19 protein-coding genes are annotated in these 21,132 nt (G+C 34.6%); 10 read left to right on the top strand and 9 right to left on the bottom strand.

The features are described 5' to 3' along the window. Positions 1 to 4: 4 nt before the first annotated feature. Positions 5 to 865, top strand: a complete 861-nt coding sequence (locus FA045_RS06920) for a hypothetical protein (RefSeq protein WP_136875857.1) — start codon at positions 5 to 7, stop codon at positions 863 to 865. A 186-nt stretch (positions 866 to 1,051) separates the two neighbouring features. Here FA045_RS06920 and hutH read toward each other — a convergent pair whose 3' ends face one another. Beyond that, on the bottom strand, positions 1,052 to 2,539 hold the full coding sequence (hutH, locus tag FA045_RS06915) for a histidine ammonia-lyase (RefSeq protein ID WP_136875855.1): 1,488 nt from the start codon (positions 2,537 to 2,539) through the stop codon (positions 1,052 to 1,054). Positions 2,540 to 2,634: 95 nt separating this feature from the next. Here hutH and FA045_RS06910 point away from each other — a divergent pair, with 95 nt between their 5' ends. Next, on the top strand, positions 2,635 to 3,624 hold the full coding sequence (locus FA045_RS06910) for an alpha/beta fold hydrolase (protein ID WP_136875853.1): 990 nt from the start codon (positions 2,635 to 2,637) through the stop codon (positions 3,622 to 3,624). 233 nt (positions 3,625 to 3,857) lie between these two features. Here the strand turns inward: FA045_RS06910 and FA045_RS06905 are convergent, their stop codons facing one another. Then, positions 3,858 to 4,871, bottom strand: a complete 1,014-nt coding sequence (locus FA045_RS06905; RefSeq protein ID WP_136875851.1) for a Gfo/Idh/MocA family oxidoreductase — start codon at positions 4,869 to 4,871, stop codon at positions 3,858 to 3,860. A 66-nt stretch (positions 4,872 to 4,937) separates the two neighbouring features. Here FA045_RS06905 and FA045_RS06900 point away from each other — a divergent pair, with 66 nt between their 5' ends. Beyond that, positions 4,938 to 5,282: a hypothetical protein gene (locus tag FA045_RS06900; protein ID WP_136875849.1), complete on the top strand. Its 345-nt coding sequence runs from the start codon at positions 4,938 to 4,940 to the stop codon at positions 5,280 to 5,282. Between the two features lie 512 nt (positions 5,283 to 5,794). Here FA045_RS06900 and FA045_RS06895 read toward each other — a convergent pair. From FA045_RS06895 to FA045_RS06870, 6 genes are all read right to left on the bottom strand, one after another. Next, positions 5,795 to 6,475: an OmpA family protein gene (locus tag FA045_RS06895; RefSeq protein WP_136875847.1), complete on the bottom strand. Its 681-nt coding sequence runs from the start codon at positions 6,473 to 6,475 to the stop codon at positions 5,795 to 5,797. A gap of 241 nt (positions 6,476 to 6,716) precedes the next feature. Further along, positions 6,717 to 7,415, bottom strand: coding sequence for an ABC transporter ATP-binding protein (locus FA045_RS06890; RefSeq protein WP_136875845.1), 699 nt, complete (start codon positions 7,413 to 7,415; stop codon positions 6,717 to 6,719). Between the two features lies 1 nt (position 7,416). Continuing rightward, positions 7,417 to 8,889 (bottom strand): DUF5687 family protein, encoded by a 1,473-nt coding sequence (locus FA045_RS06885; protein WP_136875843.1) that lies wholly within the window; start codon positions 8,887 to 8,889, stop codon positions 7,417 to 7,419. A 1-nt stretch (position 8,890) separates the two neighbouring features. Continuing rightward, positions 8,891 to 10,171 carry a replication-associated recombination protein A gene (locus tag FA045_RS06880; RefSeq protein ID WP_136875841.1) on the bottom strand — a complete coding sequence of 427 codons (1,281 nt, stop codon included), beginning with the start codon at positions 10,169 to 10,171 and terminating at the stop codon, positions 8,891 to 8,893. A gap of 311 nt (positions 10,172 to 10,482) precedes the next feature. Next, complete coding sequence (locus FA045_RS06875; protein ID WP_205943109.1) at positions 10,483 to 11,703, bottom strand: DEAD/DEAH box helicase; 1,221 nt, start codon at positions 11,701 to 11,703, stop codon at positions 10,483 to 10,485. A 402-nt stretch (positions 11,704 to 12,105) separates the two neighbouring features. Further along, complete coding sequence (locus FA045_RS06870) at positions 12,106 to 12,843, bottom strand: DUF4197 domain-containing protein (RefSeq protein WP_136875839.1); 738 nt, start codon at positions 12,841 to 12,843, stop codon at positions 12,106 to 12,108. 161 nt (positions 12,844 to 13,004) lie between these two features. Here FA045_RS06870 and FA045_RS06865 point away from each other — a divergent pair, with 161 nt between their 5' ends. Together FA045_RS06865 and FA045_RS06860 are read left to right on the top strand one after the other, a co-directional pair. After that, a complete protein-coding gene (locus FA045_RS06865) occupies positions 13,005 to 13,583 on the top strand; it encodes an RNA polymerase sigma factor (protein WP_136875837.1) in 579 nt (192 codons plus the stop codon). After that, positions 13,561 to 14,781, top strand: a complete 1,221-nt coding sequence (locus tag FA045_RS06860; RefSeq protein WP_136875835.1) for a carboxypeptidase-like regulatory domain-containing protein — start codon at positions 13,561 to 13,563, stop codon at positions 14,779 to 14,781. Before FA045_RS06865 ends, FA045_RS06860 begins: the two co-directional genes overlap by 23 nt. Positions 14,782 to 14,836: 55 nt before the next feature. Here FA045_RS06860 and metK read toward each other — a convergent pair whose 3' ends face one another. Next, entirely contained in the window at positions 14,837 to 16,087 is a 1,251-nt protein-coding gene (gene metK / locus FA045_RS06855; protein WP_136875833.1) for a methionine adenosyltransferase, read from the bottom strand. Positions 16,088 to 16,308: 221 nt separating this feature from the next. Here metK and FA045_RS06850 point away from each other — a divergent pair, with 221 nt between their 5' ends. The 5 genes from FA045_RS06850 (at position 16,309) to FA045_RS06830 (ending at position 21,129) form a co-directional block, all read left to right on the top strand. Beyond that, positions 16,309 to 17,187, top strand: coding sequence for a diacylglycerol/lipid kinase family protein (locus FA045_RS06850; protein WP_136875831.1), 879 nt, complete (start codon positions 16,309 to 16,311; stop codon positions 17,185 to 17,187). A gap of 15 nt (positions 17,188 to 17,202) precedes the next feature. Continuing rightward, positions 17,203 to 17,559 (top strand): translation initiation factor, encoded by a 357-nt coding sequence (locus FA045_RS06845; RefSeq protein WP_136875829.1) that lies wholly within the window; start codon positions 17,203 to 17,205, stop codon positions 17,557 to 17,559. Positions 17,560 to 17,692: 133 nt separating this feature from the next. Beyond that, entirely contained in the window at positions 17,693 to 19,297 is a 1,605-nt protein-coding gene (pckA, locus tag FA045_RS06840) for a phosphoenolpyruvate carboxykinase (ATP) (protein ID WP_136875827.1), read from the top strand. A 293-nt stretch (positions 19,298 to 19,590) separates the two neighbouring features. After that, positions 19,591 to 20,424 (top strand): MotA/TolQ/ExbB proton channel family protein, encoded by an 834-nt coding sequence (locus FA045_RS06835; protein WP_136875825.1) that lies wholly within the window; start codon positions 19,591 to 19,593, stop codon positions 20,422 to 20,424. A gap of 84 nt (positions 20,425 to 20,508) precedes the next feature. Further along, positions 20,509 to 21,129 carry an ExbD/TolR family protein gene (locus FA045_RS06830; RefSeq protein ID WP_136875823.1) on the top strand — a complete coding sequence of 207 codons (621 nt, stop codon included), beginning with the start codon at positions 20,509 to 20,511 and terminating at the stop codon, positions 21,127 to 21,129. The last annotated feature ends 3 nt before the right edge of the window (positions 21,130 to 21,132 follow it).

Below are 21,132 nucleotides of genomic sequence, written 5' to 3'. Positions count from 1 at the left end.
AACAATGAAAACAAGCAATAAAATATTAATAGGATTTGCAGCGGCACTAATTTTAATTCCAGTATTAGGAATGGTAATTGTTTCTGCAACACAATATAAAAACCAACCAGATCATTTTGAGGCTTTTAAAGATCAAATAGAGGATCTTAAATCTTTTGAAACTAAGTCGCAGGGTAAAACTTCAATAAAATTAAATGAGAACTATGATCAGATTAATATCGAGAATGGAAACGGATCTAGCCTTGAGGTTAAACTTTTGAAAGATGACAATTACGGAGCTAAAATTGCAGATGAATTTAAAGATGTGATAAAGTTTAAAGTAAATAATGGAATACTAAATATCAGTTTTAAACAAGGTTTTAAAATTGATGATTTTAACAACAGAATAATCATTGTGTTGTACGCACCAGAATTTAAAAATTTAAAAGCTAAAAATTTATTTAATCTTCATATAAAAGCAGAATTAAGTGATTTTAGTATGGATTTAACTGATTGTAACTTTAATCTTGCCAAAGGAGGTGCCACATCAACAAAGGTAGTTAATGGAGATACAACAGAAAACAAAGTGTTCAATCAAACGCTAATCAAAAACCTAAAATTAAGCTTAAACAATACTAAATTTTACATGAGTGATTTAGACCTCAATAGCTTATATATTAATGCTTTAAATAATTCTAGCGTTTTTATTAATAACGATGAATTCAATTCAAAAAAATTATCAATAAATGAGTTAACAATAAATACAAATGGATTAGCGGATGTAAAAATTAAACAGGTAGTTGTTGAAAAAGCAAAAGGGGTGTTCTCTGACTCTACCAAACTAGAAATTCCGGCGTATTTGTTAAACCAAATGTATAAAAAATAATAGCTAACTCGTCCTTGCGAAGCCAAGTTTTCATCGGCTTCGCAAGGACGAAAATTTTAAATCATTATTAAAACTAACCCCTATGATTTACTTGATTATAATTGCAGTCATTTGTCTAATTTTTGATTGAGTTTTCCCGATGATTAATCAATATAGATGTTATCTATACATTCATCTGATGGTTATTTAAATCTCCGTATTTCGCATAAATTCAATGCTTGCTTTAATGTCCTTTGATAAAATCCGATCCGCATCATTAAACGAAACTACTTGGCGGTAATCGGCAACTAAATTTTCTATTAAAGGAGAAGATTTTTCAGGTTTACGTAAATCTAAAGCTTGGCTGCCAGTTAACAGCTCAATCGCTAAAATGCGTTCTACATTATCGCAAACACGCAAACATTTGGTAGCTGCATTTGCACCCATGCTTACATGATCTTCTTGTCCGTTGCTACTCACAATGCTATCAACCGAAGCCGGTGTACACAACTGTTTATTCTCACTGGCAATAGAAGCTGCGGTATATTGCGTAATCATTAATCCAGAATTTAAGCCTGCATTTTTAACCAAAAAAGGAGGCAAACCTCTTGTTCCAGAAATCAATTGAAAAGTTCTTCTTTCAGAAATTGAACCTAATTCGGCCAATGCCAAACACAAAAAATCTAAAGTTAATGCCAATGGTTGCCCATGGAAATTACCCGCAGAGATAATCAAATCCTCATCCGGAAAAACATTCGGATTATCGGTTACTGAATTTATTTCTATCTCAAAAACCGATTGGATATAATTGATGCTATCTTTACTTGCTCCGTGCACCTGCGGTACACATCTAAATGAATAAGGATCTTGCGTTTGTTTCCCTTTTCTCTCTATCAACTCACTTCCTTTTAGCCAACTAAAAACATTAGCCGCAGTTTCAATTTGCCCTTTATGTGGTCTAATTGCGTGACTTAAAGTTAAAAAAGGATCAATCCTACAGTCAAAAGCATCTATGGAGATGGCTGCAATGGCATCGGCCCATGCCGAAAATTGTTTTGCTTTTAACAAACAGTAAGTGCCGTAAGCACTCATAAATTGGGTGCCATTAATTAAGGCCAAACCTTCTTTACTCTGTAAGGTTAAAGCTTGCCAGTTTAATTTTTTGTATAATTCGGCACTGCTAATTTTTTGGTTTTCATACCAAACCTCTCCTTCTCCAATTAAGGGCAAAGCCAAATGAGCCAATGGAGCTAAATCTCCAGAAGCACCTAATGAACCCTGTGTATAAATTACTGGCAAAATATCCAGGTTGTAAAAATCAATTAATCGTTCTACTGTGGTTAAAGCAATTGCCGAATGCCCATAACTTAAGGATTGTATTTTTAATAAAATCATCAGTTTCACAATTTCTTTTGGCACTTCTTGCCCTGTTCCACATGCGTGAGATAGCAATAAATTATGTTGTAATTGAGCTAAATTTTCTGATTCTACTTTTACATGCTGTAAATAACCAAAACCAGTATTTATACCATAAATCGGATCTTCATTTTCACTTAGTTTATCGTCTAAATACTTTCTACACTTTTTAATGCGTTCAATAGCTAGAGGAGATAAAGAAAGTTGTTTTTTCTCAGCAATTATTTGCTTAATTACACTAAGTGATAACTGGCCTGAACCAATTTGATAGTCTGTCATATGTTTTATTTGGTGCCTCAAAAGTATAAATAATGATTAAACTTAACACAATCAGTTGTAACGATTGTTTGTAATGTTCACAATCCAATTTAATAATGAAGAAATATATCGTTTTAGTTTTTGCTTTATTTACAATTCAATTTGCCTCAAAAGCACAACAAATAGATACACTATCTATTACTTTAGAAAATGTAAAATATGCTTATCCTGTTCAGTTTTTAAATCTAGTAACCGAAGGTCAGGATGTTAGAATGGCTTATATGGATGTAAAGCCTACCGCAAAAAATAATGGCAAAACGGTAATGTTGTTTCATGGCAAAAACTTTGGCGGCTATTATTGGACGGAAGTAATCAAATCTCTTTCTGCAGATGGTTATCGCGTAATTGTGCCCGATCAAATTGGTTTTGGTAAATCTTCCAAACCATTTATTCATTATAGTTTTCATCAATTAGCTGCATGGAATAAAAAATTATTAGACACTTTGGGTGTGCAAAAAGTAGCTGTATTAGGGCATTCGATGGGAGGGATGTTGGCTACACGTTTTGCCTTACTTTTTCCAGAGCAGACTGAAAAATTGTTGTTAGAAAATCCGATAGGATTAGAAGATTATAAAACTTTTGTGCCTTTTGTAAGTACCCAACAACAATATCAAACAGAATTAAAAGCAACAGCCGAAAGTATCAGAAAATATTATCAAAGCTCTTATCTCACTATCTGGAAACCAGAATATGATGAATTAGTTAAGGTTGCAGCTGGGGTAACTTTTAGTGCCGATTTTCCTAGATATGCAAAAGTAGCAGCTATGACTTTTACCATGATTTATGAGCAACCAGTTGTTTACGAGTTTCAGAACATTAAAGTGCCAACCGTTTTGTTTATCGGCAAAGAAGACAGAACAATTGTTGGAAAAGGTTTGCTCACACCAGACCAACAAGCTATACACGGGCAATACCAATTATTGGGGAAACAAACTGCCGCTAAAATTTTTGGTGCCAAGCTAATCGAGTTAGAGGGCATTGGTCACATTCCGCATATCGAAAATCCAACTGAATTTTTAATTTTGCTAAAAGGAAGTTTGTTGTAGCAAACTATTCGTCCCGCAAAGGCGGGAATTGTAATGCTTTAAAAGGTTAGCATACTTCTGCTTTACGATGCCCAGTCGAGCTGAGCATGACGATCTCTCTTAAGTTAATTTGCTAAAAGGAAGTTTGTGATAGGAAACTTTTCTTAGTTGATGTCAGTCTGAGCGTAGTCAAAGACTTTTATCATTAATCCTTCGACTACGCTCAGGATGTCTCGTATTTGTTGTGTTCTTACTCAACTCTCCAAAATCTCCAACTGCGTTAAAATATCTTCTTCAGTTATCGGATAGGGCATATCATTCACAATATTTTGATAAACCGCTTCAAAAATCGCTGGATAGTTGCCTTTTTCAGATGCAACTACTTCACAAATCCTACCACCATCTTCAGTAACCAATGTTAATTTTCCAGCATCTGCTGGATTTTCAATTCCATAACCTTCATCTGTAGGTTTCATGTTTTTTAAGAGTTGAGCTTCTTGTACATCAGCATGGTTTTTACTAAATGAACCCTTCATGCCGTTTATTACAAAAGCATCTCTAACATCGACCACCAACATGCTTGCCGTTAAAAAAACAGTTAATTCATTTGGGTAACTCAACTGAATGGCAAAATAATCATCCACTTTTGTGTTAACACGATTTTTGCTCAATATTTTGTTGAATTTCAATGGCTTACCAAAAAGAGCTATTGCTTGGTCTAACAAATGTGGGCCTAAATCGTATTGTAAACCTGTGGCTTCTACCAATTCTTCTTTAAAAGCCTTTACACCAATCTCATTCCTATATCTATCATAACGAAAATGAACCTCAACCAGTTTGCCCAATTTTCCGCTTTCAATTACTTTTTTAGTTGCGTTAAAGCCGCTATCAAATCTCCTATTTTGATAAACCAATGCTTTTTTACCTAAACTTTTGGCTAATGCAAAGAGTTCTTTAGCTTGTGTAGTTGTTGCAGTAAATGGTTTCTCTACCAAAATATGTTTACCTGCTTTTAAGGCTTGTTTAGCATATTCATAGTGAGTATTATTTGGGGTGTTGATAATCACCAAATCTATACTTTCATCATTAATCAATTCATCAACGCTGTTATAGCTTTTAATTTCTGGATAATCTTGTTGGGCAAGCTTTTTTGTCCTTTCTACAATACCTTTTAAATTAAATCCATGGTGCGTGGCAATAAATGGTGCATGAAATACTTTGCCCGACATGCCATAGGCCAATAACCCAGTGTTGATTTGCTTTTCCATAACACAAAGCTAAAAATTTGACTTATATGTGCGTTAAACTCTTTGTCATAAAACTATATTTGTACTATGAAGCCAGCAGAAATACATGCCAAATGGAAAGAATTACAGATCAAAATTTCCCAAGAATTTGATTCTGATACACCAGATTTAAAGGTAATTCTGTTTTTAATTGGCGTGCAGGAACTTGGCAAAGGACCAGGAAAATATAGCAAGCGCCAAAAGGAAGAGTTGATGCATATTGCCACGTGCCGTTTGCTAAGCGAAATGGGTTTCTATGAATTAGAAGGTTTAGACCAAGATGGGTGGCCACATTGGAAACTGGTAAAACCTGTTCCGTCTTATGCTTTAATGGAGCAAGAACTATTACTTAAAGGTTTGGCAATTACTTATTTCGAGGACATTTATTCTTAGGTTTTAGTGACGCGTCCTTTCCCGTGAAGACGGAAGTCGTAATGCGCTAAAACATTGACTATAATACGTCAATTTTTAATAGCGTCGTCATGCTGAATTTTTCAGTAGCTTATATTGATTTTTGTCTTCAAGATAGCTTCGCTGTTTATTTCAGCATCTATTTAGCTGGGCAGACCCTGAAATAAATTCAGGGTGACGAACAAGCTAACCCAAAACTTAGTTTTTTATTCCGCGTCATTACAGTGAAAATGGGAATCGTAATGCTCCAAAAATTTAAAATTATCTATGGCTGTAATATGTCTTTTACGTAGGGCCGTCATGCTGAATTTATTTCAGCATCAGTTTTATAAGCTTATTATTATTGCATATTAGTCTAACTGAGGTTATTACTATCTAAGAAACTCAATAAATACATTTTTCATTTTTTTCTTGGTGATTAATTTACAAACAAAAAACCCTGAAGCAAATTAATGCAACAGGGTTTATATTTATATAGGTAGATATAAATTTTATTATTTGCCTTGAGTAGCAGCTTCTTTTTTCAATTGATCGTTTGCAACGATAACAATCTCAACTCTTCTGTTTTCTGCTCTACCAGCATCAGTAGCATTATCGCCAATTGGCTCTGCAAAACCTTTACCAACAGTAATTAAACGAGATGATGGAACACCTTGAGAAACAGCATAAGCTTTTACAGCAGCAGCTCTTTTTTCAGATAAGCCCATGTTATATTGTTCAGTACCACGGCTATCAGTATGGCCGATAACTTTAATATCAGTACCTGGATATTGATTTAACGATGTTGCTAATGATTGAATATTTGTTTTAGCTGCATCTTTTAAAGCAAACTTGTCAAAATCAAATAAAATACCACTATCAAATTTTACAATGATACCTTCACCTTCACGAATAACTTCTGCATTAGGAATAGCAGTTTGAATTTCTGCAGCTTGTTTATCCATGCGTTTTCCGATAAAGCCACCCGCTGTACCACCAACTGCAGCACCAATAATAGCACCAACTGCTGTATTACCAGCTTTTTTACCAATTAAACCACCAATTACACCACCTGCAGCAGCACCAATACCAGCACCTTTTTGAGTATTTGTTAAACTATCGCAACCAGTAAAAGTCATTGCACCTACTGATAAAGCTATACTTAATGTTGCTATTTTAATTTTTGAAGTCATCATTTTAATCTTATTTAGTTATGCATAGCTGTATTCAAACGTAGTGCCAATTGTTACAATTGACAAAAATTTAAAAAAATTAGCGCTTTAAGCTTTAAATACCATGTTTTAACACTTATTATAATTTATAAACTTCTAAATTAAAATCAAAAATGGTCAATCATATACCACAATTTGGGTATTAGATTGACCATAATTCTATACATTTCTCTATCAACACTCTATCTTTCGGCAGTCGGAGAAGTTATTCTGAGAAATATGCCTCTAGTTCTTTCAAAGAATTTTCGTCGGTGTAAAAATCTTTAATTACAATTCCTTTTTCAAGTAAGATAATGCGATCGCAAACATCGGTTACATGATTTAAATCGTGACTAGAAATTAAAGTAGTTAAACGTTGTGATGATTTTAATGCTTTAATATGAGATTTTAATCTGATTTGCGTTGTTGGGTCTAAATTCGCAAAAGGTTCATCCAGCACCAGCAACTCTGGTTTTTGCATTAGTGCTGCAGCAATACCTACTTTATTTTGGTTTCCTTTACTAAAATCTCTAATGTATTTTCCTCTATTTAAAATTTCACCATTAAAAAACTCTTCGTAATTTTTTAAATATTCACTCACATCGGCTATGCTTAAATTGTTTAAGCTACCAATAAAAATAAAATACTCTTCTGGTGTTAGGTAATCAATCAAAAATCCCTCATCTAAATAAGATGCAGTATAATTTTTCCACTCACTACTGCCAGCTACATTTACCTCTTTAGATAAAATTTCGCCACTATCGGGTCTAATCAGATCTAACAATATTCTAAATAGGGTTGTTTTACCAGCGCCATTGTTGCCTACTAAGCCAATGGTTTCACCAGCTTCAATCTTTAGGTCTTTAATATCTACTACGGTTCTGCCCGCGTAAGATTTTTTTAGTTCTTTAAATGCTAACATCATATTATTCTCTAAAGCCTTCGGCTATTTTATATCGTTGTTTTTCAAATCTTTTAACAATTAAATTTATCCAGAAATTACGCATTGAAAGCGTAATTAAACCAAATGCTCCCAGTGCAGCCAAACCCCAATATGGTTTATCTAAAAAGCTAAATGGCAAGTAAATTACAAAAGGGATCAACAAAAGTGGGAAACCTAAAATCCACTGTGTGGCACCAACACCTTGCCAGTTAAAACTTGCACTTTTGGTAATATCAAGGCGTTTATAGTTCATTGTAGCAAAATAAAGTACAATTACTGTGGCAAAGCCGATGTTATATAAATAGGCTGCCAAATGCAGTAGTAATAATTTATAACTCATAAAGCCATAAAAGCCCGCCAACAAAGTGATGATTGTACAGCTTATGGTAAATAGTAAAAATTTAGCTTTGATGAAGTTTTTGATATCAATTTTGTTAATTAACAAGCCGTCAAAATGTGTGCTTTGCCATGCGAACATAAACTGCCCATAAGTAATTACCGTTATACCTGTCATAAAAACCGCTGCGAAAAGCATCATGCCAAATTGATCGTTGTTTATTAAAGGCATACGATAAAAGAATAACCCATAAAATAAAAACATAAAGCCCATAACTACCGAGCCACGAGAGCGTTTGTGCCTTAAAATTAATTTTAATTCCAATGCTGCTAACTCTCCAACTTTACCAAAACGATTTAAAAAGGCATAATCAGTACTTACTTTTTTCTCGTCTTTGGTGCTTAATTCTTCGGTATATAGATTTGATCGTAAATAAATTGAGTTGATGTAAAATATAACAATCGCGGCAGCCGTAAAAATCAGACCTAGTAAAGGCAATTTTACAACTGCCATAAATATGTAGTTAGAGAATGCTCTAATCGAAACGATATTGTAATAATCTAATGCTGCAAAAATTGCTACAAAACCAATAATACTAGCAAAATACAAAATGTTATTGATAGACTTACGCTTTAAATACAATACCAGATAATTGTTAAATATGGTAAGCGATAATATGGAAACAACATACATTAAGCTTGTTAATGCCCCATAAGTACCACCTATTTTAATGATGCTAAAAGGAATAAAGATAAATAGTGGTAAAAAGTTGAAAAAAGTGAATAACGATTTGATGTTAAGGAAATTAACAAGCGTGCCCTTTTTGATCTTTAAGTGCAAATAAGGCACAATACTTAAAGTAGGTAAATCTTGCATTTGTGTTCTAATCGCTAGATCGAAAAGAAAATAATACAGAATAAAACCATTAAAAATTTGAATGACGTCTCTACCTGGAAAAAACTTCTCGATCATAAAAGGCATCCCAAATCCAACTGCGATGGCTACTACCAAAAAGTAAAGCATAAAAAATCCGAGCACAAGCTGCGCAACGATGCTACCTGCCTTGTTTCGGCTTCGCCAAAAATCTTTCCATTGGTGACTTAAAAATGTACTGAGCATATTAATAGTTGTATTTGTTTTTCCAATTCTGTTTCAATTTTTCTCTTAGTTTTTCTTCTGCCGGATTTTTACCCGGATCATACAGTTTCGTTCCGCTTAATCCCTCTGGAAAATACTCCTGTTCAGAAAAATTGCCTTCATAACCATGTGCATATTGGTAATCTTTGCCATAGCCAATGTTTTTCATCAACTTTGTTGGCGCATTACGTATATGTAGTGGGACTGGTAAATTGCCAGTTTGTTTCACCAAGGCTTGTGCTTTATTTATCGCCTCGTAACTTGCGTTGCTCTTAACGCTTGATGCCAAGTAAGTTACGCATTGCGAAAGAATAATCCTAGATTCTGGAAAACCAATTACATTAACCGCTGTAAAACAATTATTGGCCAACAGCAACGCATTCGGGTTTGCATTTCCAATATCCTCTGAGGCTAAAATTAATAGCCTTCGGGCAATAAATAAAGGGTCTTCGCCACCTTCAATCATCCTTGCTAACCAATAAACTGCTGCATTTGGGTCGCTACCGCGAATAGATTTGATAAATGCCGAAATAATATCGTAATGTTGTTCGCCAGCTTTATCATAAAGCGCTAAATTTTGCTGTGCATGGGCAAGCACATTTTCATTGGTAAGTTCAATCTTTTCGCCACCAATTCCATTTACTGCAATTTCTAAAACGTTTAATAATTTTCGAGCATCGCCACCAGATAAACGAATTAAAGCTTCATGTTCTTTAATCTTTATTTGTTTCTCTTTTAAAACAACATCTTTTTCAATTGCAGTTTGTAATAAGCCTGCCAATTCATCTTCGGTTAAGTTCTGTAAAATGTAAACTTGGCATCGAGACAGCAAAGCGGAGATGACTTCGAAACTCGGATTTTCTGTAGTTGCACCAATTAAAGTAACTAAACCTCGTTCTACAGCTCCCAACAAACTGTCTTGTTGCGATTTACTGAAACGATGAATCTCATCAATAAATAAAATCGGTAAACCTAAAAAACTGTCTTTTAGCGCTGCGGCTTTATCAATTACCTCTCTAATATCTTTAACGCCAGAATTAATGGCGCTAAGGTTAAAAAATGGGCGATCTAAATTGGTAGAAATAATAGTAGCAAGCGTGGTTTTACCTACTCCGGGTGGGCCCCAAAATATCATTGATGGTAGCTGACTGCTTTCTATCGCTTTGCGCAAAACCGCATCAGGGCCTACTAAATGCTTTTGTCCAACATATTCGTCCAAATTTTTAGGACGCATCCGTTCTGCTAATGGCGGTAGGTTTTGCATAAGCTAAAGATAGGCAATTTAAAGAATAACCGCAAAGAAGCGAAGAACGCAAACAATTAGCGGTAAGTTTTAAACTGTCACGCTGAGCGTAGTCGAAGCGTAAACAAGGTCTTCGACTACGCTCAGACTGACAAAGAGAAAAAATAAAATCTTCTACCCAGGTTCGTAACCCAATCAACCTAAATCTTCAACTTTAGAACTTACCTATCGGCTGGTGTCTCACCTTCCGAATTTATTGCCTAGGTCGTGGAGACACGAACCTAACTCTTCAATCTATCTTAATTCCTTAATGTTTGTTTATAAAGAATAAATTACCCAATACTCGGTTTAGGCTTCTTCTTAAAAAACTTTTTCTTTTTAAGATAAGGTTTTTTCTCCACGTCAACCACACCTTCTTTTGGCGCTTCGCCTAAATGTTCTGGTAAAGCAATTCGATCTATTTGGCGCTCAATTAATTTCTCAATGTTGGCCAATTTGCGTTTGTCTTTGTTGTTTACAAAAGTAATTGCGGTGCCTGTTGTTGCAGCTCTAGCCGTTCTTCCAATTCTATGAATATAATCTTCTGGATCTTGAGGCGCATCAAAGTTAATTACCAAATCAATTCCCGTAACATCAATACCTCTACTCAAAACATCGGTTCCAATTAAAACATCAAGCTTGCTATTTTTAAAATCTAGCATAATCGCTTCACGTTCTTTTTGTTCTAAATCGCTGTGAAAAGCTGCAACTTTCTGACCTAATTTTTTAAAAACCTTACCCAATTCTTTTACCTTTTCTTTTCGCCCTGCAAAAACAATAATGCGTTTAAAAGTTGCAGGTTTTAGAATGTCTGTTAATAAGGGAACTTTCTGTTCATCATGTACCATGTAAACTTGCTGATTAATACCTTCTGCAGGTTTAGAAATTGCTAAGCTAATTTGTTCTGGTTCTTTTAATAATGTTGCGGCAAGCGTTCTAATTTTTGGCGGCATGGTAGCCGAAAACATTACCGTTTGGCGCTCTTTAGGCAAATAGCCCACAATTTTCATAATGTCTTCATAAAAACCCATGTCCAACATTCGGTCGGCCTCATCTAAAACCAAATATTTCAATTTGTCCATCTTTAAAAGTCCAGATGAAAGGTGAGCAATCAATCTTCCAGGTGTAGCAATAATAATATCAACACCTTCACGCATCGAGCGCTTTTGTTGTTCGTAAGCAACACCATCGCCACCGCCAAAAACCGTTAACGAACTAATGTTGGTGAAATAAGAAAGTGCTTCAACCTGTAAATCTATTTGTTGTGCAAGCTCACGCGTAGGTGTTAAAATTAAAGTTGTGTTATGCCTATCGTGGTTTTCGGTAAGCATATTCATTATCGGTAATAAAAATGCACCAGTTTTTCCAGTACCAGTTTGTGCACAGGCAATTAAATCTTTATTTGCTAAAATTAACGGAATAGCTTGTGTTTGTATAGGCGTTGCGTTTTTAAAACCCATTGCCAATAAACCCTCTAAAAGTTCGGGGTTAAAATTAAAATCTTTGAAATCCAATATGTTGTCTTGTAAATAATGGTGTAAATTACCTTAATTTACGAGTAAAAGCAAATTAGGTGTGTAAGTTGATGGATTTGAAAAGCAATTTCAGCACTTTTCTTAATGTTAGTCCTGCTCTCACTCCAATCTTTTACCCCAAAATCGCTCCTTGCCATCCCTGGTAAAAGTATTTCCGTTAAATCAGGTTTGGTAAACTCTGGCTTGTGTAAGTAATAAAGCGTACTTACCAAAAGCCAAAAAAATAGAAATCACGCTATTGATAAAATTTTTTCATCCGATGAATATTAAATTACATTATAAGTTTCATCGGATGAAAAGTAGAATATTAGGTATTTTATTATGCATTACGATTCCCGCCTAAGCGGGAAGGACGGAAGCTACCAATTTATCCTCATAAGTTTACCTTTTCTTCGTATCTGCATAACCAAACACCTTTTGCAATAAACCCGTACTTCTGGCGCTAATGTTATCTCTAATTTTTAATTCTTCTTGCGCAACCTGTAAAAACATCCCTTCAATCGCTTTTTGAGCAACGTAATTAGACAAATCGGTGTTTACAGGTTTTACCAAAGGTATTTTATTGTAAGCAGTTGCAGCATCGCTCCAGTAACGTGTTGCACCAACTTTACCCAAGCTATTGGTAATTACAGGCGAAAATTTTTGCATCAGCTCTGCTGTAGTTACCCTTTTAAAATATTGGGTTGCAGCATCTTTATTTCCTAAAAGGATATTGGTTGCATCTGCAATAGTCATTTGTTTAATGGCGCTAACAAAAATCGGCTTTGCCTCTTTTGCCGCATCTTCTGCTGCACGGTTGATACTCAAAATTACATTATCTGCAAGTGAATTTAAACCTACACTTCGTAGTGTTTTTTCTACTTTTTGCGCTTCGGTAGGGAAAAGTATTTTAACCGCCATGTTGCCAAAAAAGCCATCTTTTGCTGATAGTTTATCTGCTCCTTGCGATGTGCCAATTTCTAAAGCTTGTTTAATACCTTGACCAATTTCTAGCGTTGTTGGTGTGCCGCCAGTTGGTATTTGCTTTAAAATGTTGCCAATCGTGTTCTGACTTTGAACATCGCAACTGCTTAAACAAATTAGGGCGAATGCGCCAATATATAATCCAATTTTATTCATGTGTTTTAAATTTATTAGGAGAAAAAAATATCTCTACACAATTATACGCAAATCTACTGCCACTAATTTAAGCTTCACCTATTTTAACATAATCGGGTCGTTTACCTCATCATATCAAAAAATATTTTTATACTTGATGAACATTTAGCCGAGTACCGAATTTGAAGTTTATAAAGAACACCTCTAAAATTAATGAGCAAGACGATCTTTCGCTCATTGCCGCTTATCAAAAAAGTGGCGATTTAGGATTATTAGGTGTACTTTATAATAAATATATGCATTTGGTGTTTGGTGTTTGCTTCAATTATTTTAAAGATGAAGAGCAAAGCAAAGATGCCGTAATGCAAATTTTTGAAGAGCTGGTAGTAAAACTGAAAGTTCATCAGGTGCAAAACTTTAAAAGTTGGTTGCATGTATTGTCTCGTAACCATTGTTTAATGGCCTTGCGCAAGTCGGCTAAAAACCCAACCGTAGCCATGGAAGATAATTTTGTGGAAAACGGTGATTTTGTGCATCTTGATATCGACAATACAAAAGAAACGCAGTTAACTATAATGGAAAAATGCATGGAAACCTTAACTGAAGAGCAAAGGCGAAGTGTTGATTTATTTTATTTGCAAGAGAAATGTTATAAGGAAGTAGCCGATATAACCGGCTATGATATGCTTAAGGTGAAAAGTTATATCCAAAACGGGAAAAGGAATTTAAAAATTTGTATTGAAAAAAACAGTGAGTTATAACGAGTGGTTAGATATTGATGAGCTAGAAGATTACCTTGATGGTAAGCTTGATGCCAAAGCTATGCATCGCGTAGAAAAGCTTTCGCTCGAAGACCCTTTTGTAGCCGAAGCTTTGGCTGGTTTAAGTCAATCGCCAAAAAGAACTCAATCTTTATCATTTTTACAAAAGCAACTAGCAGAACGAATTGCTCAAAAACCAATTGTAAAGAAAAGATGGGCAATCACATCTCAGCGTTTAAGTATTGCTTCCGCTGCTGCGGTACTTTTTATTGCGGTTTGTATTTTATTTTGGATGAAAGGCAATAAACGCCAAGAGATGTTAGCTACAAATGAACCTAAAAAAGTGGATGTAACTATTGCACCACAGGTAGCTAAAGAAAAAACAGATACAAATTCGGTTCTTACAAAAGAAATTGTTATTTCAACACCTACAATTGCTAAATCTGCGCTTAAAAAAGAAACTGATAAAGTTGCCTTGATTAAAAACGCACCAGTTGTTGCTACAAATGACGAGGCTGTAAGGGCTAGTTCGCCAATTGCATCGAGAATGGCAGAGCAAAAAGCTGTCGCACAAGAATTAGAGGTGATCACTTTAGCTAAAGAGAAAACGCAAACTCAGGCTAGGTCTGCAGTAACTACATTGCCAAGCAAAGCTGATGGAATTATGCCTGGTCAATTTAAAGGTAAAGTAGTTTCTAAAGATACTGGTATGCCTATTGAAGGTGCAATTGTGAGGTTAGAAGGATCAGATAGAGGAACCACGACAGATAGAAAAGGAGAATTTAAGTTAACAGCAGATAGTACCCAAAATCAAAAACTAACTGTAGGTTTCTCAGGTTTTTCTACAACTGAGGTCGGCGTTAAATCTAATCAACCAGTAAATGTTTTGTTAGAAAGTAATAGAACAGCTTTAGCTGATTTTGTAGTTTCCAAAAATAATGTTTCACCATTAGGTGGATGGGATAATTACCAAAAATATCTAAAAGCTAATCATAAATTTATAAAGTTTACAAAAGCTAAAACTGATATAGAATTAAGTTTTATCATCAGAAAAGATGGTTCAGTTGGCACTATTAAAGTTATTCAATCTTCTAGTTTGGCAAAGGATAAAGAAGCCATTCGTTTGTTAAAAGATGGTCCAAAATGGATTTTCGTGCCAAACACAGCAAATCAAGGTCAAATCAAATTTAGTTTCTAAAAAAAGGGAAGTACAAAATTTGCACTTCCCTTTTTTATTTTGGTTTCAGGATCAATTACAATCCAAAAGCAGCTTTAACTTTATCTACAAAGTCTAATTTTTCCCAAGTAAATAATTCTACAGTAACTGTTTTTTCTTCACCATTTGGTGTTCTAAATGTTTTAGTTACGGTTTCTGGTTTGCGGCCCATGTGTCCGTAAGCAGCAGTTTCGCTATAAATTGGGTTTCTTAATTTTAAGCGTTGCTCAATAAAATACGGTCTCATATCAAAAAGATCCTCTACAATTCTAGCAATCTCGCCATCAGTTTTGTCCACTTTGCTAGTTCCGTAGGTATTAATGTAAATACCCATTGGCTTTGCAACACCAATTGCGTAAGAAACCTGAACTAAAATTTCATCAGCTAAACCTGCAGCAACTAAATTTTTTGCAATATGGCGTGTAGCATAAGCTGCACTTCTATCAACTTTACTCGGATCTTTACCAGAGAAAGCACCACCACCATGAGCGCCTTTACCGCCGTAAGTATCAACAATAATTTTTCTTCCTGTTAAACCGGTATCACCATGTGGGCCACCAATTACAAATTTACCGGTTGGGTTAATGTGGTATTGAATTTTGTCGTTAAATAAATGCGCATATTGTGGGTTGTTTTTGATGATTCTAGGAATAAGAATGCTAACTAAATCTTCTTTAATTTTAGCTAACATTTTACCTTCTTCATCAAAATCATCATGCTGCGTAGAAATTACGATAGCATCGATGCGAACTGGTTTGTTATTGTCATCATACTCCAAAGTAACCTGAGATTTTGCGTCCGGACGTAAATAAGTGATTTCGTTATTCTCACGTCTTAAAACAGCAAGCTCTTGCAATAATTTATGCGAAAGATCTAAAGCCAAAGGCATATAATCATCGGTTTCATTGGTTGCATAACCAAACATCATACCTTGGTCGCCTGCACCTTGCTCTTCTTTAGTTTTTCTATCTACACCTTGGTTAATGTCTTGAGATTGCTCATGAATTGCAGATAAAATACCACAAGAGTTAGCCTCAAACATATATTCACTTTTGGTATAGCCGATTTTTTTGATCACATCTCTAGCAATTTGCTGCACATCAAGGTAAGTTTTCGATTTAACCTCACCAGCTAAAATTACCTGTCCGGTTGTTACCAAAGTTTCGCAAGCAACCTTAGATTCGGTATCGAAAGCTAAGAAATTATCAATTAATGCGTCTGAGATTTGATCTGCAATTTTATCAGGGTGACCTTCTGAAACAGATTCTGATGTAAATAAATATGACATTTTAAATATTTAAATTAATGATAATTAAAATGCAAGCTGATCCTAAAAACAGGCAGTAAAAGGAAGTGTTGTAAGGTTAGCACTTTTTTTTACGTGGTTGCAATCCAGCTATAATTCAATAGCATCGCAAATCAGTCCACTTTAACGCTGCAAAATTACTATATATATTATTAATAGTCAAAAAATATCGATTATTTTGTGAACTCCTAAATCACTGCAAATTGTTAAAGGCAAACATTTTATTTATAATTAATCCTATTTCTGGTGGTAAAGACAAGTATAAATTACCTTCAATTATAGATTCATACCTCGATAAACATAAATTTAACGCAAATTTCAGTTTTACTGAATACATTGGGCATGCATCAGAAATTGCCGAAGAAGCTGCAAATAAAAATTTTGATATCATTGTTGCGGTTGGTGGAGATGGAACGGTAAACGAAGTGGCGCCAATTGTTATGAAGTTAAACAAAACACTTGGCATCATTCCTTTTGGCTCGGGAAATGGTTTGGCACGGTTTCTTAAAATACCTATGGATACCAAAAAAGCCATCCAAGTTATCAACGCTTTTAATTCGCAGGTAATAGATGCTGCAAAATTAAATAACCGTTATTTTTTTAACATGGCGGGCATGGGCTTTGATGCACACGTCAGTTCTGTTTTTGCTGGCAAAAAGGGTAGGGGTTTAAAAGGTTATATCGAGATGTTTTTAAAAGAGATGAATTCGTATGAGCCTCAAAACTATCAAATTGAAATTGATGGCAAGCATTTAGAAAGAAAAGCATACGTAATTAGTATAGCTAACTCATCTCAATACGGTAATAATGTGCACATCTCACCAAAGTCTTCTTTAACAGATGGATTATTAGATTTGTGTATCGTTAAACCTTTTCCATTGTATAAGTTGCCTATTTTGGCTTACCAAATGATTCGTAAAACTACAGATCAGCATGATATGGTAGAAATTATCAGAGGTAAAAAAATTAAAATTACCCGAATAGCAGAAGATTCCATCCACCTTGATGGTGAGCCTTTTATTATGGGAGAAAAAATTGATATTGAAGTGCTGCCTGCAGCTTTAACAGTTATTATAAAGTAGAAATTTGTAAATGTGATGAAAAGCCCTAAGAAAAAAGTTTTAAATGATTTTGGTGGAATAATGTATTCTACAGATCCAACTTTCGAATATGAAGATGATACACTATCTAACGAAGAGAAATTACCAAATAACCAGCAGGATTTACGTGTAACGCTTGATAGAAAGAACCGAGGTGGTAAAGCAGTTACTTTAATAACAGGTTTTAGGGGTAGTGACGATGATTTGCAAACATTGGCCAAAATGCTTAAAACAAAATGTGGTGTTGGTGGCGCAGCTAAAGATAATGAGATTTTAATCCAAGGTGATTTTAGAGATAAGGTGATTTTAATTTTACAAAAAGAAGGCTTCAAAGTTAAAAAATCTGGAGGCTAATTAGTATGTTAACAAATTGTAAATCAATTAATTATATGTTAGTGTATTTGCCACAATAAGTAAAATTTTTCCTTAAAAATCATGTTTTTTGCGTTAATATCTGCTTAGCTTTGCAGCATAATAAACCAAATATATGAGCAGTATGAATGTAAAGCAACCAAATTTAAGTTACTTAAATTTGAGCGCTAAAACAGTTAAGTACCAACTTAGTGTACCTGAATTAGTTGAAGAAGCCTTAAAAAATGGCGAAGGAACTTTGGCAGATAGTGGAGCGTTGGCTGTTGATACAGGTAAATTTACCGGTCGTTCGCCAAAAGATCGATTTATCGTTTGCGATGAAGTTACAGAAAATGCAGTTTGGTGGGGCGATATCAACATTAAAATAACTCCAGCACATTTTAATGCATTATTCGAAAAAATAACAGCTCACTTAAATACAAAACAAATTTACGTTCGCGATGCCTATGCTTGTGCGGATGAAAATTATAAAACTTCAATTAGGGTTGTAACCGAACATGCATTTCAAAACCTTTTTGCAAACAATTTATTTTTAAGGTTTAAGGATGATGAGTTACCAGAGCAACCAGAGTGGACAATTATTGCTGCGCCATCTTTTTTGGCAGATCCTGCTATTGATGGCACTCGTCAAGCAAATTTTTCCATTATCAATTTCTCTAAAAAAATGATTTTGATTGGCGGAACGGCCTACACTGGGGAAATAAAAAAGGGAATTTTCTCGGTTTTAAATTTCATTTTGCCCGAACAAAAGAACACCCTTTCAATGCATTGCTCTGCAAATGTAGGAGTTGATGGAGATACCGCCATCTTTTTTGGTCTATCAGGTACTGGAAAAACAACTTTGTCTGCCGATCCAAAAAGAGCTTTAATTGGTGATGATGAGCATGGCTGGAGTGAAAATTCTGTTTTTAACTTCGAGGGCGGATGTTATGCAAAATGCGTTGATCTGACTGCTGAAAAAGAACCACAAATTTTTGACGCTATAAAATTTGGATCGTTATTAGAAAACACCAATTATTTTTTTGGTACACGAAACGTAGATTTTTCTAATATCGATAAAACTGAAAATACCAGAGTTGCTTATCCTATTAATTATATAGCTAATGCCTTAGAGCCATCAGTTGCTGATGGGCCAAAAAACATCTTTTTCTTAACCGCTGATGCGTTTGGAGTACTGCCTCCAATAGCTAAATTAACTCCAAGTCAGGCTATGTTTCATTTTATTTCTGGCTATACCGCTAAAGTTGCAGGTACCGAAGCTGGTGTAACAGAGCCTCAGTTAACTTTTTCTGCTTGTTTTGGTAAAGCATTTTTACCCTTGCATCCTGCTAAGTATGCCAAATTATTGGGAGAAAAGATGGAGAAAAATAATGTAAATGTTTGGTTGGTAAACACAGGGTGGAGTGGAGGCCCTTATGGAGTTGGTTCAAGAATGAAATTGAGTTATACCAGAGCAATGATTACCGCCGCTTTAGATGGGAGTTTAGCGAAACAAAATTTTGTTGAGCATCCCGTGTTCGGATTATTAATGCCGATTGAATGCGATAATGTGCCATCAGCTATTTTAAATCCTCGTAATACTTGGGCAGATCAAAATAATTATGATCAAAAAGCAAATGAATTAGCGAATGCATTTATTAATAATTTTAAGCAATTTGAAGACATAGCAGATGCAGAAATCCTTAAAGCACTACCAAAAGTTGTAGAAAATGCGATTTAACGTATTTTTTTTGCTTAAAATTTGCTTTTAATTAATTTTTTAGTTTTAATTGTGGAAGATTGTCTAAAGAGTAGACAATCTTTTTTTAGTTATATACCAAATGCAACAAACATTGTGTTTAACGTAACGAATTAATTGAGTAACGATTATTTAATGTATAATTTAAAATCAATTTATAAATTTGTTAACGCAACATTTAGTTTGAAGAAACGTTGTGTGTAATACTATTAAATATTTTAACTAATTTTATCTAAAGTTTAAAAACAAGTACTAAAACTAAAAACTAAAAAAAAATGGCAAACGCACCAAAACCAACAACAGTTAAAAAAGAAAGCTCTTCATCATCAGCTTCAAATTTATTCGCTACATTAGTTATTCCTATCTGTATAGCTATTGGAGTATGTATTTTCATCTTTTTATTAGGAGATGCAAGCAACTTTATTGATAACAACAAAGAAAATCTTCCTAAACAAGGTAACTACGCAGGTATGGCTTACAAAGGTGGTCCAATTGTAGCGATATTGATTGGTTTACTTTTAATGGTAATCGTTTTCTCTGTAGAGCGTTTAATTGTAATTGGTAAAGCAACAGGTAAAGGCGGGTTAGATACTTTCATCAAAAAAATCCAAGGTTTCTTAAACACAAACAACATCGAAGCTGCAACTGCAGAATGCGATAAACAAGAAGGTTCTGTAGCTAACGTAATCAAATCTGGTTTGAAAAAATACAGAGAGATGGAAGTTGAAACTAACATGGATACTGATCAAAAATGTTTAGCTATCCAAAAAGATATTGAAGAAGCTACAACTTTAGAAATGCCAATGTTAGAGCAAAACTTAACTGTAATTGCAACATTAGTATCAATTGGTACATTAACAGGTTTATTAGGTACAGTAACAGGTATGATCAAGGCCTTCGCTGGTTTAGCTAACTCTGGTGCTCCAGATCAAGCAGCATTAGCGGTAGGTATTTCTGAAGCGTTAATGTGTACTGCAACTGGTATCGGTACTTCTACATTAGCAATTATCATGTATAACGTATTAACTTCTAAAATTGATAAGTTAACTTACGCTATTGATGAAGCTGGTTTCAGTATCATCCAAACTTATGCAAGTACACATAAATAAAAATTATTTTAATTTTTTTTTACCGGCTTTATGGAAAACCGGAAAAATTAACATCATTAATTAAAATATTATAATTTTTAGATTATGCCAAGAGCAAAAGTTCAAAGAAAGAGTACGGCGATTGATATGACGGCGATGTGTGATGTGTCTTTCTTGTTGTTAACATTCTTTATCTTAACAGCAACTGCACGTCAACCAGATCCTCTTGATATTAAAATTCCTGCATCTTCGGTAACATTTAAAGTTCCAGATAAAGATATCTCGATCTTGTCTATCGGAAAAGGAAAAGTATTCATGGAGATTATTGGTCAAGATGTAAAAAAATTGACCTTAGAGAAAATGGCAGAGCAATATAGCCTAACCTTTAACGATTTAGAGAAAAAACGTTTTATGATTATGCCAGTTGTTACTGTGCCAATTGAAAACTTAAAACAGTACATTAACATGTCTGCTGAAGACCGTACTAAGTTTGAAGCACAATTTAACGGTATACCCGTAGACAGTACCGTCAACAACCAATTGTTCAAATGGATTGAGCAAGCTCGTTATGCCACTGCAGATTTACACCAAGTTGATATGCGTATCAGTATTAAAGGTGACGCAGATGAAGAGTACGAAACTGTTAGGAAAATTGTTGATGTGCTACAAAAGCAAAAAATTAACAAATTTAGTTTAATCACGTCAGCCAAAGGTGCTGCTAAATAAAAG

Source organism: Pedobacter cryotolerans, from assembly GCF_005116475.1.
Classification (GTDB): Bacteria; Bacteroidota; Bacteroidia; order Sphingobacteriales; family Sphingobacteriaceae; genus Pedobacter; species Pedobacter cryotolerans.
Note: the sequence above shows the minus strand (reverse complement) of the source record. Positions and strands in the feature narration are given on the sequence as shown.

Coding starts and splice junctions, on each gene's coding strand:
- FA045_RS06920 (WP_136875857.1), top strand. CDS start 5: ATGAAAACAAGCAATAAAATATTAATAGGATTTGCAGCGGCACTAATT.
- hutH (WP_136875855.1), bottom strand. CDS start 2,539: ATGACAGACTATCAAATTGGTTCAGGCCAGTTATCACTTAGTGTAATT.
- FA045_RS06910 (WP_136875853.1), top strand. CDS start 2,635: ATGAAGAAATATATCGTTTTAGTTTTTGCTTTATTTACAATTCAATTT.
- FA045_RS06905 (WP_136875851.1), bottom strand. CDS start 4,871: ATGGAAAAGCAAATCAACACTGGGTTATTGGCCTATGGCATGTCGGGC.
- FA045_RS06900 (WP_136875849.1), top strand. CDS start 4,938: ATGAAGCCAGCAGAAATACATGCCAAATGGAAAGAATTACAGATCAAA.
- FA045_RS06895 (WP_136875847.1), bottom strand. CDS start 6,475: ATGATGACTTCAAAAATTAAAATAGCAACATTAAGTATAGCTTTATCA.
- FA045_RS06890 (WP_136875845.1), bottom strand. CDS start 7,415: ATGATGTTAGCATTTAAAGAACTAAAAAAATCTTACGCGGGCAGAACC.
- FA045_RS06885 (WP_136875843.1), bottom strand. CDS start 8,889: ATGCTCAGTACATTTTTAAGTCACCAATGGAAAGATTTTTGGCGAAGC.
- FA045_RS06880 (WP_136875841.1), bottom strand. CDS start 10,171: ATGCAAAACCTACCGCCATTAGCAGAACGGATGCGTCCTAAAAATTTG.
- FA045_RS06870 (WP_136875839.1), bottom strand. CDS start 12,843: ATGAATAAAATTGGATTATATATTGGCGCATTCGCCCTAATTTGTTTA.
- metK (WP_136875833.1), bottom strand. CDS start 16,087: ATGTCATATTTATTTACATCAGAATCTGTTTCAGAAGGTCACCCTGAT.
- FA045_RS06845 (WP_136875829.1), top strand. CDS start 17,203: ATGAAAAGCCCTAAGAAAAAAGTTTTAAATGATTTTGGTGGAATAATG.
- pckA (WP_136875827.1), top strand. CDS start 17,693: ATGAGCAGTATGAATGTAAAGCAACCAAATTTAAGTTACTTAAATTTG.
- FA045_RS06835 (WP_136875825.1), top strand. CDS start 19,591: ATGGCAAACGCACCAAAACCAACAACAGTTAAAAAAGAAAGCTCTTCA.
- FA045_RS06830 (WP_136875823.1), top strand. CDS start 20,509: ATGCCAAGAGCAAAAGTTCAAAGAAAGAGTACGGCGATTGATATGACG.